Source organism: Allobosea sp., from assembly GCF_030695125.1.
In the GTDB taxonomy this organism is placed as follows: domain Bacteria; phylum Pseudomonadota; class Alphaproteobacteria; order Rhizobiales; family Beijerinckiaceae; genus Allobosea.
In genome coordinates this window covers 1-15,770 of the sequence record NZ_JAUYTP010000038.1, presented here as the reverse complement: position 1 = coordinate 15,770, position 15,770 = coordinate 1, and the positions used below count along the sequence as shown (strand labels likewise).

The 15,770-nt window shown below is 64.4% G+C and carries 18 protein-coding genes; 8 read left to right on the top strand and 10 right to left on the bottom strand.

Annotated features, from left to right (window positions below; translation table 11 throughout):
• Nucleotides 1-56 precede the first annotated feature (56 nt).
• The 7 genes from Q8S38_RS15635 to Q8S38_RS15605 all read right to left on the bottom strand — a co-directional run bounded on the left by Q8S38_RS15635 (nucleotide 57) and on the right by Q8S38_RS15605 (nucleotide 7,254).
• Nucleotides 57-539 (bottom strand): hypothetical protein, encoded by a 483-nt coding sequence (locus Q8S38_RS15635; RefSeq protein ID WP_291820714.1) that lies wholly within the window; start codon nucleotides 537-539, stop codon nucleotides 57-59.
• Nucleotides 540-683: 144 nt separating this feature from the next.
• Nucleotides 684-1,070 (bottom strand): CopM family metallochaperone, encoded by a 387-nt coding sequence (copM, locus tag Q8S38_RS15630; RefSeq protein ID WP_291820716.1) that lies wholly within the window; start codon nucleotides 1,068-1,070, stop codon nucleotides 684-686.
• A 361-nt stretch (nucleotides 1,071-1,431) separates the two neighbouring features.
• The gene (locus Q8S38_RS15625) at nucleotides 1,432-3,009 is read right to left on the bottom strand and encodes a S10 family peptidase (protein WP_291820718.1); all 1,578 of its coding nucleotides are present in this window, start codon (nucleotides 3,007-3,009) and stop codon (nucleotides 1,432-1,434) included.
• A 266-nt stretch (nucleotides 3,010-3,275) separates the two neighbouring features.
• On the bottom strand, nucleotides 3,276-4,496 hold the full coding sequence (locus Q8S38_RS15620; protein ID WP_291820722.1) for a GNAT family N-acetyltransferase: 1,221 nt from the start codon (nucleotides 4,494-4,496) through the stop codon (nucleotides 3,276-3,278).
• 3 nt (nucleotides 4,497-4,499) lie between these two features.
• The gene (locus Q8S38_RS15615) at nucleotides 4,500-5,105 is read right to left on the bottom strand and encodes a DUF6875 domain-containing protein (RefSeq protein WP_371125892.1); all 606 of its coding nucleotides are present in this window, start codon (nucleotides 5,103-5,105) and stop codon (nucleotides 4,500-4,502) included.
• A 669-nt stretch (nucleotides 5,106-5,774) separates the two neighbouring features.
• Complete coding sequence (locus tag Q8S38_RS15610; protein ID WP_305681345.1) at nucleotides 5,775-6,569, bottom strand: nucleoside phosphorylase; 795 nt, start codon at nucleotides 6,567-6,569, stop codon at nucleotides 5,775-5,777.
• Between the two features lie 58 nt (nucleotides 6,570-6,627).
• Entirely contained in the window at nucleotides 6,628-7,254 is a 627-nt protein-coding gene (locus tag Q8S38_RS15605; protein ID WP_305681344.1) for a class I SAM-dependent methyltransferase, read from the bottom strand.
• Nucleotides 7,255-7,476: 222 nt separating this feature from the next.
• On the opposite strand from Q8S38_RS15605, the gene phnC reads away from it, so the two are divergent.
• Genes phnC through Q8S38_RS15580 form a run of 5 tightly spaced genes read left to right on the top strand, consistent with a single transcriptional unit; the run spans nucleotide 7,477 to nucleotide 11,854 of the window.
• Complete coding sequence (gene phnC, locus Q8S38_RS15600; RefSeq protein ID WP_305681343.1) at nucleotides 7,477-8,238, top strand: phosphonate ABC transporter ATP-binding protein; 762 nt, start codon at nucleotides 7,477-7,479, stop codon at nucleotides 8,236-8,238.
• A gap of 31 nt (nucleotides 8,239-8,269) precedes the next feature.
• Entirely contained in the window at nucleotides 8,270-9,139 is an 870-nt protein-coding gene (phnD, locus tag Q8S38_RS15595; protein ID WP_305681342.1) for a phosphate/phosphite/phosphonate ABC transporter substrate-binding protein, read from the top strand.
• Nucleotides 9,140-9,144: 5 nt separating this feature from the next.
• Entirely contained in the window at nucleotides 9,145-9,948 is an 804-nt protein-coding gene (phnE, locus tag Q8S38_RS15590; protein ID WP_054211466.1) for a phosphonate ABC transporter, permease protein PhnE, read from the top strand.
• Nucleotides 9,945-10,949 carry a phosphonate dehydrogenase gene (locus Q8S38_RS15585; protein ID WP_054211465.1) on the top strand — a complete coding sequence of 335 codons (1,005 nt, stop codon included), beginning with the start codon at nucleotides 9,945-9,947 and terminating at the stop codon, nucleotides 10,947-10,949. Before phnE ends, Q8S38_RS15585 begins: the two co-directional genes overlap by 4 nt.
• Nucleotides 10,950-10,975: 26 nt before the next feature.
• Entirely contained in the window at nucleotides 10,976-11,854 is an 879-nt protein-coding gene (locus tag Q8S38_RS15580) for a LysR family transcriptional regulator (protein WP_305681341.1), read from the top strand.
• Between the two features lie 36 nt (nucleotides 11,855-11,890).
• Here Q8S38_RS15580 and Q8S38_RS15575 read toward each other — a convergent pair whose 3' ends face one another.
• The 3 genes from Q8S38_RS15575 to Q8S38_RS15565 are packed head-to-tail and all read right to left on the bottom strand — an operon-like array spanning nucleotide 11,891 to nucleotide 13,754.
• Nucleotides 11,891-12,571, bottom strand: a complete 681-nt coding sequence (locus Q8S38_RS15575) for a hypothetical protein (RefSeq protein ID WP_054211463.1) — start codon at nucleotides 12,569-12,571, stop codon at nucleotides 11,891-11,893.
• Nucleotides 12,572-12,585: 14 nt separating this feature from the next.
• The gene (locus Q8S38_RS15570; protein WP_054211462.1) at nucleotides 12,586-13,314 is read right to left on the bottom strand and encodes a HupE/UreJ family protein; all 729 of its coding nucleotides are present in this window, start codon (nucleotides 13,312-13,314) and stop codon (nucleotides 12,586-12,588) included.
• A gap of 50 nt (nucleotides 13,315-13,364) precedes the next feature.
• The gene (locus tag Q8S38_RS15565; RefSeq protein WP_054211461.1) at nucleotides 13,365-13,754 is read right to left on the bottom strand and encodes a hypothetical protein; all 390 of its coding nucleotides are present in this window, start codon (nucleotides 13,752-13,754) and stop codon (nucleotides 13,365-13,367) included.
• Nucleotides 13,755-13,861: 107 nt separating this feature from the next.
• On the opposite strand from Q8S38_RS15565, the gene Q8S38_RS15560 reads away from it, so the two are divergent.
• The 3 genes from Q8S38_RS15560 to Q8S38_RS24995 are packed head-to-tail and all read left to right on the top strand — an operon-like array spanning nucleotide 13,862 to nucleotide 15,692.
• Nucleotides 13,862-14,140: a metal-sensing transcriptional repressor gene (locus Q8S38_RS15560; protein ID WP_305681340.1), complete on the top strand. Its 279-nt coding sequence runs from the start codon at nucleotides 13,862-13,864 to the stop codon at nucleotides 14,138-14,140.
• Between the two features lie 10 nt (nucleotides 14,141-14,150).
• On the top strand, nucleotides 14,151-15,467 hold the full coding sequence (locus tag Q8S38_RS15555) for an MFS transporter (protein ID WP_305681339.1): 1,317 nt from the start codon (nucleotides 14,151-14,153) through the stop codon (nucleotides 15,465-15,467).
• Nucleotides 15,468-15,470: 3 nt separating this feature from the next.
• Entirely contained in the window at nucleotides 15,471-15,692 is a 222-nt protein-coding gene (locus Q8S38_RS24995; RefSeq protein WP_371125891.1) for a cyclic nucleotide-binding domain-containing protein, read from the top strand.
• The last annotated feature ends 78 nt before the right edge of the window (nucleotides 15,693-15,770 follow it).

Here is a 15,770-nt window from a genome sequence, read left to right as displayed (position 1 = left end):
TTGGGCGGCCGGAAGTTCGGGCCCTTTTCGAAGACGGTCTCACGCACCTTGGATCGTCAGGCGGCGCGTGATCTGGGATCAAGTGATGTAAAGCGGCTGCTCGAGCCGGGGCGCATCGCGAGCCACATCGCCAACGCAGGCACGATGACCCATTGCAGCATGGGTGAGATGCCCAACCGAAAGCCGAATAGGTGGAGGACAGGCATCCATTCGGAATAAGACCATGAGGTCCGAAGCACGGTGTTGAGCCATTCGCTGAAGCCGGTATAGGCGAAGCCGCCCATCAGCGCCGCCGCAGCAGTCGGCCAGAAGCGGTTTGCCGGCCAGTCCGAGTCAGCAACTAGAACGAGCGCTAGGACCATGGCCAACGTGGCGATGACGACATCACCCGCGGTGCAGTGGACGATCGCGATCAACTGCTCGCGCACGGTTCCGGTGGACCAGATCGTATAGAGTGGAAGCTGCGCGATTTCCCATAAGAGATGGCCGATCGCACTTGTTGCGAGGTAGTGCCGCAGCCAGGAGAGCCAGCTTGGCATGGCGTTGAGTCTTTTCTGGCCGAGGATACGACCGAGGACGAAACAGACCGGTGCCTGCAGCGCACGACCGGCCGGATGCCTCGGGTGAGGCGTCCGGCCGGCATCAGAGCAGGATTATTGCGTCGACCGCGAACTTGGTCTGGGTCACTTGCCCTTAGACTTCAACCATTTGTCGATCATCGCGATTTCCTTTTCCTGAGCCGCAACAATCTCAGTGGCGAGCTTCTTGGCTTCGGGATCCTTGCCGTGGGTGAGTTCCACCTTCGCCATGGTGATCGCGCCCTGATGATGACCCTTCATTTGTGTCATGAAGTCGATGTCGGCGTCGCCGGTAAACGTCATCGGCATCGCTTGCATCATGCCCATCATCGATTCCTTGTAGCCCTTGGTGGAGGCGGAATCAGAGGCGGCCGGCTGCATCATCTTCATGTGCATGCCGGGGTCCATGGCCGGCTTGGCGGCAGGCTGCTGGGCAACAGCCGCGGTAATGGCGAGAGCCGAAGAGAGCGAGATCAATGTCAGGCGGTTCATGGTCGTGGTTCCTTCATTTGACTGAGAAATCAGTCTGGGGATGCGACCGGGGTGTCGGACGCGTCTCCTACGCTGCCACCTCATGGCAGCGTTCAGCGCGGGCTTCAGGCACAAGCCCACACCTCCAACACGGGCAATTCGCTCACGCGATCTGCGAATGGATCGGGACAAGCGGATACGAATGCGGATGGGTATGGCCGTGTCTTGAACCGTCTCCCGACGCTCCAGATTTTTTCTGGTGCGCAATACAAGAGACGCACCGCCAACTTCGACGTTCCGCACGGTAACAATTCGTAATAAAAACGACGTCCGACCACGTGAAGGTTGCCGCGAGAGCTGCACGGCACCGGCCGGCCGGTCATTAGGTCCCCGTGTCCATCATCTGGCGGACGGATTCGCGGAATACGATCCGCGACTCGTTACGAGAATAGAACATGTGCCCACCAGGCAGCAGCTCGAGCTTGACCCGGGCTGGATCGCCGAACGCCGGCAACTGGTCCAGCAGGAGCTTCGTCTCGAAATACGGCGTGACGAGATCGGTCAGGCCGTGAACGACGAGAACCTTCAGATTTGGGTCGAGCGCCAGCGCGCCGCGCAGTTCGCTCATGGATTCCCGATCGCCCCGGCCCTGGCCGTAGCTCCAGCGGCGGCTCGTCTCTTCGTTCAACAATATATAGCGGCCCTCGGGGCGCCATTTCAGGTCCCTAGCGTAATGGCTCAGCATGGCGCTCGTCAGCGGCGCGGTGATGGCGTCGAGCACGGCGTCGGGGGCTCGGCTACGGCTTGCGTCCGGATTGGGGTCGAAGGCGGTTACTGCGCCATCGTAAGGGCTGCCGACCCGTCCGCTTGGGCGATCGAGTTCGCGCAGGAAGGTGCCGGCATCGACCTTGCCGCCCATCCGCAGGACCAGTCCGCGATCGAGTCCAGTCAGCGCCGCGACCTGGTCGGACATCCGCTCCACCGCCTGCCGATCGCGGGGGCCTTTCAGCAGATCGGCAAGGTAGGCGCCCGAGGCGTAGGCTTCGACTGCAGCAAGCGCTTGGCGTGATAGCTTGCCATCGCGCTCTAGCCGGACGGCCGCAATGCCGGGCAGCGAGACCACAAAGCTCAGCGGCGAGCCGCGTGCGTCGCGTTGAAAAGTGAAATCGAGCACCGGCGAGATCATCACGATACCGGAGACGCCGACGCCGTCGGCGCTTTGCAACTCGCCTGCGACCTTGGGGGCCCGGAAGCCACCATAGCTCTCGCCGACGAGGTATTTCGGCGAGGCGAGGCGGTCGTTCAGCCGAAGCCAATTGCCGATGAACCGCGACAGCGACCGGTAGTCGCCCTCTACCGACCACAGCAGCCTTCGCGCATCGTCGCCTGTGGAGGCGAAGCGGCTGTAGCCGGTCCCCACGGGATCGATGAAGACGAGGTCGGTAAAATCGAGCCAGGTCTCGGCATTGTCGATCGGAACCGGCGGCATGGACGGCCCGTCTCCTTGCCGTCCGAACGGCAGGCGTCTGGGCCCCATCAGGCCGAGGTTAAGGTAGGCCGACGCCGCGCCCGGACCGCCATTGAAGGCGAAGCTGACGGGACGCCGCGGCGAGGCTGAGCCATTCTCGTGATCCAGCACATAGGCAATGTAGGCGATCTCTGCGAGCGTTCGCCCATCCTGGTCGCGCACCGGCAGCGAGCCGGCGGTCGCCGTATATCGCAGCGTGCGGCCGGGCAGCACGATCTCGTGCCGGGTGACGGAGGGCTGCGGCAGAAGCTGGTTCTGGACGGTTGAACGCGCGTCCGGTTGCCCCTGCGGCCGTGATTCCTGCGCGGCAGGCCGTCCCTGCGCTTGAACCGGCGACCCCGTCTCCTGCGACGCCGCGTCGGTGCCGCCCGGCAGCGGGGCCGCGGCCAGACAAGCGGCGAGCAGCAGAAGGATTGGTGGAGGAATTCTCATGGAGCACCTCAATGTCGAAGCCGAAGAACCGCGGTAGAACGACAACGAGGCGGAATTCAGCGAGCTTGCATGACGTTGCCCCTCGGGCTTGATCCGGGCTGAACTTCGCTCTGGCTCATTGAGGGGAGCAGAAGGTGAAGCGCAGCCTTTTCTCGGAGGAGCAAATCATCGCGATCCAGTAGGAACAGGGATCAGGCGTGTTGGTCGCCGATCTCAACCGCGAGCGCATGACGGTCGCGATAGTCGCGTTAGACTATGCGCAGCGCTTAGCTCTTTCCGCCATACGACCAAGCGGCCAGTCTTCGTGTCAGCGGCGACGGTAGGCGTCGGAAGGCCTGTTTGAGGAAGGGCCTCCAGTTCAGTAGTCCATAATTTGCTGCCAGCCGGCCTTTCCAGGACAAAGCCAGGACCAGGTCGCTCACAGCCGTCAGGCCGTCGGCATGCTCGTGCTTGTACGCGTCAGCCGGCGCTAGCAAGTCAAAGATGGCGTTACCGCGACGTTTCGCGGACGCGAAGCTGTGATGCACCAGAATTCCGCCGACCCCCCCACGCTCATGCTCGGGATGCGTGGCGATGACGTGGCCGAAGCTGGTGCCCTTGCAATCCAGGGCTAGGTCGAGCCCAATCGGCGCGCCGTCGCAGGTGATCATCGTTATGTGCAGCGGCGAACCGCCAGCTGCGTCGCCGGCGAGATCGTGGAAGAACGCCGAGAAGCGCTGATCTGCGATCGTCGGCGCCACGATGCCATGGCGCAGAAGCGAAGCCCGCTTCATCGCCACCGCCATGACGGCCAGCCGCGCCGCCTCCGGCCCGGGCTCCACCATCCCAAAGGCGATCGCTCCACGTTCCGAGAGCCGCCGCAACCGGCGCCGATGGTTGGACCGCTCCCGGGATGCATAGGCCTTGCTTGGTCCATCGGGCCCGACCCGAAAGGTGAGATCGGCAAAGGGGGCCTCGAGCCGCTCGCGCAGGACCGCGCCGGCGACGAGGCCCGAGCGCATGAGCGCCGAATCGGCGCGTAGCTTGCGTAGGTCCAGGACGTCCGCATCGAGCCTTTGCAGGCAGTCCCAGCCGGCCTGCATCAGAGACCCCTCGCACTCGGCAGGCTCGATGAGAACATCGCCGAACTGCGCCACAGGAACGCCCATGAAGCGCAGGCTGACCACGCCGAAACGGCGCTGGCGGATCAACGGCAAGGCCATGACTAAACGCCCCCGGCGTCGTCCGGTGATGATGCTCAGACTGGTGCGCGAATCGAGGTAGTGCCGCATCCAGTGCCGCAGAACCGCATGGCTCTGGAAGACCTGATGAGGCAGGCCAGCGCGCGCGAACAGGGCTTCCCATTCGGCCTGCATCGCCAGGAAGGCGGTCGGACTGTCCACGATCGCGATCGTGATCTCGTCGTCGCGCGGCAGGGTATCGTCCACCGGGACAGGCGCGGGCCATGCCTTGATCGGGTAGATGTTGGCTGCTGCGATCAAGGCCATGGTTCAGCCACGGCCGCTATAATGGGCGACGATGCGCTTCAGACCGGCGAACGGGAACCGCACCAGATAGGGCAGCAGAAGTAGCGGATGACGGACGGCGAAAAGCGCATCCTGCTCGACCATGTGACGGATGGCGAGGACAGGCATCGGCGCGCGCAACGGCCTGAAATCGGGATTCCATAGGCCGCGTGCCTCGGATCCAGCATGCATCAGCCCAATCATCCGGTTGCGTGTCAGCGAATAGACTTTGTGGCGGTCCTGGATGCGCCTCAGCATGGCGATGCCACGCTCGCCGCCACAGGCTGGAAAGCCGATGATGATCGTGCGGAAATGCGCCATGGCCGGCTTTGCGGGGATCGCCTCCAGCGCCTGGAAACTCGTGCGGATCAGCGAAAATACCTTGTCCTCGTCATCAGGCCCAGCCTCGCATATGCCGAGCCGGACGGTGTCGAGCTTTGCCGCCTGGCGGGTGAAGGGGCAAACGGCGCCTGTGCGGCCAAGATCGGGATGGGCCGTCATCAGATAGCCCTCGACCCAGCCGATCAAGGTCGACAGGGCGTCGGAACCGGACTGGTCGCAGCGCGCCCGGGCCACGGCAAGCGTCGACATCGCGCCGGAGGCTTCGAGTTCAGCCAGTGGATTGGCGACCGCACCGCTGCCGGCGCCCGCCAAGGGCTCGAATAAATTTCCGACCCGATCCGACTTCTGGCTCATTCCGCGCTGCCTCGGGTTTGCTTGAAGGAGGCTCTAGCAGGGCGGTCTTAGAGAAGCGTTTCCGACGCAGCTTTCGTCGACGGCGACGCCTTAGGACTTCGTTATGGCTCTTAAACAGCCACAAGATCGCTGAGCCTATACATAAATCCATTGGCATCGCTTCACACGGGGGGTGATACCGACGGCTATGTCGCCAAATCTCAATGTTGAGCGTTCGAGCCGGTTCACAGGGTCATTAGGAATCAGCCCACGCGCTCGGGCCACTTGCGGTGCAAATCATCGATGACGAAGGCATGGGCGTCGCGGCCGCCACCCGCACCAGCGAGATGGGGATGATCGCTGGGCAGATTATTAGGACGATGGGCGAGATGACTGACCGCCAGACCCGCTCCGCCACGGTGACCGCAGCGAAGGTCAGCAGCGCGAAGAATCCGAAGGTCAAGCGATGGGTAAGGACGTCATCTTCGTCCGCGCCGACGGAACGGTCGAAACGACTCTCTGACGTCAGATCAGAGCGCGCCGAAGTGAGCCTCGCGGTGCGGGGGCCTGTGGCTTAAAGAGGCGTCATCCCAGACGACGCGCGGCCGCTATAATGACGGCCAGCGCATCTACGGTGCCGTCTGCTTCGCCCTTCTCGAAATCGCCTTCCTGGCCCATCTGGTTGGTGACGTGGGCGAAGCAGACGACTCGCTTGCCGCAGGCTTGCGCAAAGGCATAGAGCGCGGCGGCTTCCATCTCGACGGCGAGCAGGCCGCGTGCGGTCATGGCGGCGATGGCGCGCTCCGTCTCCCGAAAGGGCGCATCGGTCGTCCAGGTCGCGCCGCTCAGCACCGGCTCGCGCAGTCCGTCAAAGGCGCCCTCAAGCTTAGCGAGGACGCCGGCGTCGGCTTGTGAGAATTCCGATGACGGCAGGTAGTGGTAGCTCGTACCCTCGTCGCGCAGGGCCCGTTCGATCAAGATAAAATAAGGCGGCGGCCGTATCGGCTGCAGTTGCCCGGACGAGGTCATGCTGATTAGGAGCCTGCAGCCGGCGGCGAAGAGCTGCTCCGCCACCAGCACGGCATAGGAGGCGCCGACGACGCAGCCGACGATTCCGAATTCGACGTCGCCTTCGACGAAGCGATCGAGCTCGCTGTGATAGCAGGCCCAGTCTCGGTCAGCCGTCGCGCGTCCGTTCCGGCGCAAGCGTCGGACGAGATCGCCGTCGGGGTCGAGCACGCAGATCGCCGGCACCTCGCGCACGGCCAGACCTTTCTGGCGGCGCGCTTCGCGCAGCAGGTTTCCGGGCTGGAAGGCGGATGCTTCAGAGTGGTGCTTGTTGGCCAGTATGGGCGCAGGCCTGTCGCGGTGATCTGTCATGGTGTCGTGGGCTCGCTCGACAGGCCTTGCACCATTCTGATCATGACCGCACCGCCGCTCACGTAGCTGACTTCCGAAACAGGCACCAGATGAAATCCTGACGATTCCCGGCGGGCGTCAGATGCGTCTGCGGCTGTTGGTTGACGAGTGCATAGTCCGCCCCGAGCTCTGCCTGGAGCATAGCCGCCGAATAGCGCCTCACGAGAAGTCCGCTGCATCGCTCCGGGCCGGTCAGAGAGAAGGGCGCGAGGATGACGAAGCCCCCAGGCCTGAGGCCGCGATCGAGGGCGCGGACATAGGCGGCGCGGTCGGCTGCCTCGACGAGGAAATGAAACACCGCACGGTCGTGCCAGAGTGCAAAGGCGTCCTGCGGGGGATGCCAGGCGGTCACGTCCTGGGCGATCCATGTCACGCGGCCGGCGTGGTCTCCCAACCGCTTCTGCGCGACAGTGAGGCCGACGTGGGAGATGTCGAGCACGGTCAGGGCCGAGTGGCCGGCATCCAGCAACCTGTCGATCAGCACCGAGGCGCCGCCACCGATGTCGATGATGGGGGCATTGGCGCTGATCCCGGAACGCGCGATCAGGTCGAGCGAGAGCGTCGGGTCGTCCTGGAACCAGCTGACCTCGTCCGCCTGCCGGGTGCTGTAAACATTTTCCCAATGCTGCTGGCGCGGGCTCGACATGGCTGGCTCTCCGATGCTGCGACGATCCCATGGGTCGGCGGCCGTTTGGCGGCAGCAACGCCCGTCACGACCAGGCGGTCATCTCCCTGCCGCCGCACAAATCACGTCTATCATAACGTCCTCGTGTCACGCAGGCGTCACACCTGCACATTAGCAATAATCCGAACGATGATGATTTTCGTTCGGATTATATGAACGAATTTCCGTTGAAGGAGAGTTGCGATGCTATCGGTTGTCGACGTTTCGGTCACCTACCCGAACGGTGTCGCGGCACTGAAGGCGACCAATGTGACATTCGCGCGCGGGCAGTTCATTGTGCTGCTCGGCAAGTCGGGCGCCGGGAAATCGACGCTTCTGCGCAGCCTGAACGGCCTTGTCCGGCCGACGCGGGGCGATGTCCGGAACGAGGCGCACGGCTCGATCTTCGCCAGCGGGGCGACGTTGCGGGCGCACCGCCGCCGAACGGGCATGATCTTCCAGCAGCACCATCTGATCGGCCGTCTGACGGCGCTCGAGAACGTTCTGACCGGTCGCCTGGCTTCACACGGATTTCTGAGGTCGCTCGCGCCGCTGCCCCGCGCTGATCGAATCATGGCGCTGGAGGCTCTTGACCGGGTCGGCCTGGCCGATCGGGCGCTGGATCGGGCCGACGAGCTCTCGGGCGGCCAGCAGCAGCGCGTCGGCATTGCGCGCGCGATGGCGCAGCGGCCCGAGATCGTGCTCGCCGACGAGCCGGTCGCAAGCCTTGATCCCGCGACCGCCGTCAAGGTGCTGGAGGACCTGCACCGGATCTGCCGGGAAGACGGGATCACCGCGATCGTCAGCCTCCATCAAGTTGAACTGGCGCGCCAGTTCGGCGACCGGATCTTTGGTCTGGCGCGGGGGCAGATCGTGTTCGAGGACGGCCCGGAGGCAGTCGGAGGCATCGCACTCGATCAGATCTACCAGACGCACCCGGCCGAACTCGCTGTCGCCGCCGAATAATCGACCAGCCACAACCGATAAGGACATCGTCATGAAGCGCAGAACATTCATCGCCTCGGCCGCCACGGCGGGCCTTTTTGCCCTCGTCGGCCCTGCCGCCGCAGACAAGGCCAACCCGGACAAGCTGCGCATTGCGCTCCTGCCGGATGAGAACGCCTCCGCGATCATTCAAAACGCGCAGCCGCTCAAAATCTTCCTGGAAAAGACGCTCGGCAAGCCGGTCGAGATCATCGTGACGACGGACTACTCGTCGATGATCGAGGCGATGCGGTTCGGGCGGATCGAGGTCGGCTATTTTGGTCCGTTTTCATATGTCCTGGCGAAGTCGAAGGCGCCGGAGATCGAGCCGTTCGCCGTCGGTGTCGAGAAGGGCAAGCCGAACTACAACTCCATTCTGATTGCCAACGTCGATGGCCCGGTGAAGGAACTGGCCGACGTGAAAGGCAAGCCGTTCGCATTCGGCGATCAGGCCTCGACGTCGAGCCATCTTGCGCCGCGCGCGCATCTGGCCAAGAACGGCCTTATCGGAGACAAGGATTACAAGGTCGTTCATCTTGGCAACCACGACGCCGTCGCGCGAGCCGTCGCGGCCGGACAGATTCCCGCCGGCGCCCTGTCGGAGGCGATCTACAGGGTTCTGGTCGAGACCAACAAGGTCGATGCGACCAAGCTCAGGCAGATCGCGCTGTCGGACCCGATCCCGAACTACCCGATGACGATTCAGGGCTACCTCAAGCCCGAACTCAAGGACGCGATCAAGAAGGCGTTCCTCGAACTCAAGGATCCCGAGATCCTCAAGCTGTTCCGGGTCGAGCGGCTCGCGCCAGCCACCGACAAGGACTACGACGTCTTGCGCGACATGGCGAAGATCCTCACTCTCGATATCGCCAAGCTCGGGTGAATGGCATGAGCGCATCCGGGTCCTTCGATACTATTCTTGCCGAAGAGCGCCGCTCCGCTTTGCGCGGGGCGGGGCTTCTGGCTGCGATCATCGCCGTCTGCGTCATCGCGTTGGGTGTGACGGGATTTTTCGACCTCCAGCGCTTCATCGAGAGCGGCCCGGCGATCAGCCAGCTTGCCGACGAAATGATCCCGCCCGATTTCGGGCGCTGGCAGTCCTGGCTGCGGCCGCTATTTGACACCCTTGCCATGTCGATCGCGGGCACGGCGCTCGCGGTCGTCTTCTCGCTGCCGCTAGCGCTGTTGGCCGCCCCTAACACCAGCCCGCACCCGGTTGTCTGTTTTGCCGTCCGAACCCTGCTGGCGTTCCTCCGTTCCGTGCCAGAGATCATCCTTGGCGTGCTGTTTGTGGCCGCTGTCGGCTTTGGCGCATTGCCCGGCGTGTTGGCCCTGGCGCTTCACTCGGTCGGGATGGTCGGCAAGTTCTACGCTGAGGCGATCGAACATGTTGATCCCAAACCTCTGGAAGCGGCGCGAGCAGCCGGCGCGACGCCGCTGCAGGTCATCGCGCATGCGGTCCTGCCGCAGGTCCTGCCGCAGCTCACGGACGTGACGATCTATCGCTGGGAGTATCATTTCCGCGCCTCGGCCGTGCTTGGCATCGTCGGAGCCGGCGGGATCGGGTTCGAGCTGATCGCGGCCTTGCGCCTGCTGAACTATGATCAGGTGTCAGCGATCCTGCTCTCGATACTCGCCTGCGTCGTCGCCGTCGACAGCATCGGGGCGTCTCTCCGGAGGTCTCTAAAATGACAAGCGCTCCACCGGCCGCCTTGCCTCTGGCTGTCCTGACCAGCCGGACCTTCGACGAAACCCGCGCGACGTTCGATGGCGCGGCGCGTGTTCTGTCCAACGAAGCGGTCGAGCCTTGGCCGCGCGAGTCGCTCATCGAGCGCTGCCAAGGCGCGTCCGCTCTCATGGCGTTCATGACTGATTGCATCGACGGCGCTTTTCTCGATCGATGCCCCGATCTGCGAATCATCGGCGCCGCGTTGAAGGGCTATGACAACATCGACGTCGAGGCGGCGACCGAGCGCGGCGTCTGGGTCACCATCGTTCCCGACCTGCTGACCGTGCCGACGGCAGAGCTGGCGGTCGGGCTCACTATCGCGCTTGGACGCCATATCCGGATCGGCGACGAGCGAATCCGGCATGACGGCTTCGCAGGATGGCGGCCGCAGCTCTACGGCACTGGGCTATCGGGCTCAACCGTTGGGCTCGTCGGGTTTGGCCAGGTGGGGCAGGCCATCGCGCGATGCTTGTCGGGCTTCAACTGTCGGCTGATCGCCTGCGACGCGCAGGAGCGCGAGATATCCCAGCCCATCGAGATGGTGGCGCTGCCGGCTCTGCTGGCGCAGGCCGACATCGTGATCCTGGGACTTCCGCTGACCCCAAGCACTCTCTTTCTGATGGACGCCGCCACCATCGCCCAGATGAAACCGGGCGCTCTTCTGGTCAATCCGGCCCGTGGGTCGCTCGTCGACGAGCAAGCCGTCGCCGATGCTCTCGAGAGCGGCCGACTGGGCGGCTACGCTGCAGATGTCTTCGAATGCGAGGATTGGGCCAGGCCCGACCGACCTCTTGCGATCCATCCTCGACTAATCGCGCAGCAGACCCGCACGATCCTGACGCCGCACCTTGGCTCGGCGGTGACCCTGGCGCGGCGCCAGATCGAGCTATCGGCCGCGCATAGCATCCTTCAAGCTCTGGCCGGGGTCACTCCTGACGGTGCGGTCAACCACCCTCATAGTTGATCCGCTCTTTGGACGATGTCTGATCGATGCTGAATCTTGTCCATGCGCGAACCTTTCTCACCATCGTCGAGACTCGTGGGGTGAGATCGGCTGCGCGTCTGCTCGAACTCGCGCCATCGACGATCATCGATCACATCCGCCAGTTGGAAGAAGAACTGGCCGTTCCCCTGCTCGATCGCCAGACCCGAGAGGCCAGACCAACGGCGGAAGGGGAGCGTTTCCTGCCCATCGCGCGTGAGCTCGTCGAGACAGCCGAGCGCGCACCTGCCCTGTTGAGCGATCGTCGTTTGCGCATTGTCTCCTCGAGTAATGTCGGCATCTACATGCTGCAGCCATCGATTGCGGATTTTCAGACCACGACCGGCATCACGGTCGAAACCTGGATTGGCCCCAATCCCGATGCGATCGACCGCATGGGGCGCGGCGAAGCCGATCTTGCTGTGCTCGAATGGTGGGACGAGCGAAAGGGCTTCTCGGCCCGGACATGGGCATGCGAACCGCTCGTGATCATCGTTGCACCCGGTCATCGCTGGGGCGGGCTTGACGCGCTCACGGTCGAGGAGTTGCTCACAGAGCCCTTGCTGGGTGGTGAGCCTGGGACAGGGACAGGCCGGCTGCTGCGTCAGCAGCTTGGACCGCTGGCGGATCGATTGATGACGATCAGCGGCTTAGGGAGCACGGAGGCTGTCAAGCGCGCCGTTCGCGCCGGTCGCGGGGCTTCCGTCGTGATGAGGTCGGCCGTTTCGGACGAGATTGCGGCTCATCAACTGGTAGCGCTGTCCCTGCGCGGGATCGCGCTGTCCAAAGAGATCAAGATGGTCGTTCCCGAGGCTCTGCCATCCACGGCTCCCGCCATGGGTTTTTTCGCGGCTGCCGGTCCGGAGCGATCATACCCGGTTGTGTGAGGGCGATCGCTCGCCCTCACCGGCACGAGGCAAGGCTCAGCTCATGCGCTTGATCTCGGCATAGGCGCCTTTGGTACGCAGGATGATGATGACGGGCTTCGTCCCGCGGTTGCGCCAGAACCAGCCATGGCCGCCGTCGAACTCGGCCGTCAGCACGCCGGTGTCACCCGCGACCGCGCGGCCGGTCTTGTAGCTCTTCTCCTTCGCGCCCGGTCCGGGCGTGCCGTGCATGTCGTAGTTCACGACGCCGTCCTTGACGCTCCAGTCGAACGTGACCTGCGCGCCCTTGACCATGGTCAGCTTGTATTCGACGCCCTTGGTCGGCTCCAGCGTGATCACCGTCTCGTCTGTCTTCTCCGCCTGGGCGAGATCGATCCTCTCGCCGGCTTGCGCGGTCGAGGCGAACAGCCCCGCCAGCGTGGTCAGCAGGCTAGAGCGCTGGTCCGGTGAAGGCGTCGCTGGGGCCGGCTGAGCCGGCGTGGTCGAACTGTCCTTCAGGCGGTCTGCCTCGGCTTCCGCAGCGAGCTGGGTCTTAATCTCGCCCATCTCGGTCAGCTTCAGCATACGGCCGATGCCGGTCGGGTCGATGGCGTACTCGGCCGGCAGGACGATCGTAACGAGGATGCCGGCGGCCGCGACGATAGCGATAGCCGTCGAGCGCAGGAGCTGCGCTGAGGTCGGCAGTTCGGCGCGGGTCGGGATGTCGGAGTTGTACATTGTGTGGGTGCCTTTCAGATCGGGGAGACGAAAAGGCCGGTGAGCTGATAGCCGATCAGCACGAACCCGGCGGTCATCATGATGGTGTTGGCGGTATAGGCATGGCGCAGGAAGCTCGGCGTGCGCCGCCAGAAGCCCATCGCGATCAGGATCGCGGTCAGGGCCAGGATTTGGCCGATCTCGACGCCGACATTGAACGCCAGCAGGTTGGGCACGAGGCCGTCCGGTGCGACGTTGTAGTCGAGGATCTTGGTCGAGAGGCCGAAGCCATGGAACAGGCCGAAGATCAGCGTCGCGGCCTTGGTGTTCGGCTGAACGCCGAACCAGCGCTGGTAGGCGCCCATGTTGTCGAGCGCCTTGTAGACCACCGAGAGGCCGATGATGGCGTCGATGACATAGGCGTTCATGCCGATGTTGAGATAGACGCCGAGCAGCATCGTGGTGGAGTGCCCGAGCGCGAACAGGCTGACATAGATGGCGACGTGCTTCATCCGGTAGAGGAAGAAGACCACCCCGAAGAGGAAGAGGAGGTGGTCGTAGCCCGTCATCATGTGCTTGGCGCCCAGATAGACGAAGGGCATCAGGTTGATGCCGCTGATCTCCTGGATGTAGCCCTTGTCGCCTTCGGCGACGCCGTGGGCGATGGCGGGCGCTAAGCTCGCCAGGAGCAGGATAAGAGGCAGCGATGCGTGCGAGGCTGCAAGACGCAGCCCGCACCGCCCTCCGATGGAAGGTCGTTGCATGGAAGTTCCAATGGTTCGTCGGTGATGGATGGCCGCCGAGACGGCCGCACTCATGCTGCGACGACGGTTCTCGGGGGACGCTCCAGCCCGTTAGGATGGCCGGGATCGGCCATGAACGGGTCGTGCGTCAGGCTGGTGCGCGCGAAGCCCGGCGTTACGAGCGCGAGGACGCTGAGCGTGTCGGCGGTTTCATGCAGGTGATCGGCCGCGTTATGGCCGTGGGCATGGCCCGGTATCTGCTCTGACGGCTCGCCCTCGTCATGCGAGTGACCGTGCTCGGCGATCGTCGCGGCGAGCTCGGCATGGCGGACGGCTTCGGCCTGCGCGGTTGCGAAGGCATTATGGCCCGCAGCCATGTGAACCGACGTGAGCAGCACGCCGAGCGCCATCGCGAAGGCGATGACGAGGCTGAACCCGGCTCTGAGGCTGCGTCGCGACATGGGCAGGTGGTAGAGCCTTCATTCTTGGCGAGAGTTGGACCGAGCCCCCGGGATCGGCGAATCGCAGTCTTCATTGACGCATCCTACCCGGGGGGATACGGGAAGTCATGTCAGAGCCTCACATTCACGAAACTCACCCTGCCATCGTAAAGCGGCTGAAGCGAGCCGACGGTCATCTGCGCAAGGTCATCGAGATGATCGAAGCCGGGCGCCCCTGCCTTGACATCGCCCAGCAGCTGCAGGCGGTCGAGAGCGCGATCGGACAGGCTAAGAAGACGCTGATCCAGGACCATCTCGACCACTGCCTCGACGAGGTCGCCAGCTCGCTGCCGCGCGAGCAGCGCGAGGTCGTCGAAGCCTTCAAGGCCATTGCGAGATACCTTTAGGACCAAGCCCATGCTGGCCATCCTCGGCAACCGGACCTATCGCCACCTTTTCCTCGCGCAGGTCATCGCCCTGATCGGCACGGGTCTCGCCACCGTGGCGCTCGGCCTGCTTGCCTATGACCTCGCCGGCGCGAACGCGGGCATCGTGCTGGGCACGGCGCTCGCCATCAAGATGATCGCCTATGTCGGCGTCGCGCCGATCGCCTCGGCCTTCGCGGAGCGTCTGCCGCGTCGAGCTATGCTGGTCGGGCTCGATCTCGTTCGCGCGGCGGTAGCTCTGCTGCTGCCTTTCGTCTCGGAGATTTGGCAGGTTTACGTCCTGATCTTCGTGCTGCAGTCGGCCTCGGCCGCGTTCACGCCGACCTTCCAAGCGACGATCCCCGACATCCTGCCGGACGAGAAGGACTATACGCAGGCGCTGTCGCTGTCGCGGCTGGCCTATGACTTGGAGAGCCTGCTGAGCCCGGCGCTGGCGGCGCTTCTGCTGACCGTGATCAGCTTCCACAACCTCTTCGCCGGCACGGTGATTGGCTTCCTTGCGTCGGCTGCGCTCGTCGTGTCGGTAGCCCTGCCGAGCCCGAAGCCCGGAGAGCCGCGCGGCATCTACGAGCGCACGACGCGGGGCCTGCGCATCTACCTGGCGACGCCGCGCCTGCGCGGGCTGCTGGCGCTGAGCCTTGCCGTCTCGGCGGCAGGCTCCATGGTCATCGTCAACACCGTCGTCCTGGTGCAGGCGACCTATGGCATGACGCAGCAGGCGACCGCGCTCGCCCTGGCGCTGTTCGGCGCCGGCTCGATGACGGCTGCCTTCGCGCTGCCGAGCCTGCTCGACCGGCTCGACGATCGCAGACTGATGCTCGCGGCCGGGGCCGCCTTGCCGGCGCTTCTTCTACTCGGCACCCTCGTTCCGGGCTTTCCCATTCTGTTGTTGCTCTGGTTTGCGCTCGGCTTCGCCTACAGCCTGACCCAGACCCCATCGGGGCGCCTGCTGCGGCGCTCGGCCCATGCGGAAGACCGGCCCGCTCTTTTCGCCGCCCAGTTCGCGCTGTCGCATGCCTGCTGGCTGGTCACTTACCCGGCCGCCGGCTGGCTCGGCGCGACGCTCGGCCTGCCCGCGACGTTCGCGGTGATGGCAGCCATCGCCGCGCTGGCGCTCGTGCTGGCGCTCCGCTTCTGGCCGGCGGGCGATGCCGACGAGATCGAGCATGAGCATCTCGCACTGGCGCCCGATCACCCGCATCTGGCTGGAGCGGGCCGACGGCATCGCCATGCCTTCGTGATCGACCGGGAGCACCCGGCCTGGCCCAACACCGGCCGCGCGGGCTAGCCGATGGGCTTGCACGACGAGATCGATCCGGCCATCCGGCGCCTTGCCGCCGGCGAGACGCTGTTTGCGGCCGGCGACGAAACGCGCGGTTTCTTCGAAGTGCGTACGGGACGCGTCAGGCTCATGCGCTTCGGCGCCGATGGCCGCGAGACGGCATTGTTCTGCGGATACCGACGAAGCCGGCCATGCATTCCAATCTCAAGCCGGCCGGGTCTTCCGATTTGAAGCCGGCCACCCTTGGCGTCATTCGCATGGGTCGAGGGGATGATGTTTTGCGGTTCGTCGAAGGTCAAGCGGCAGGCT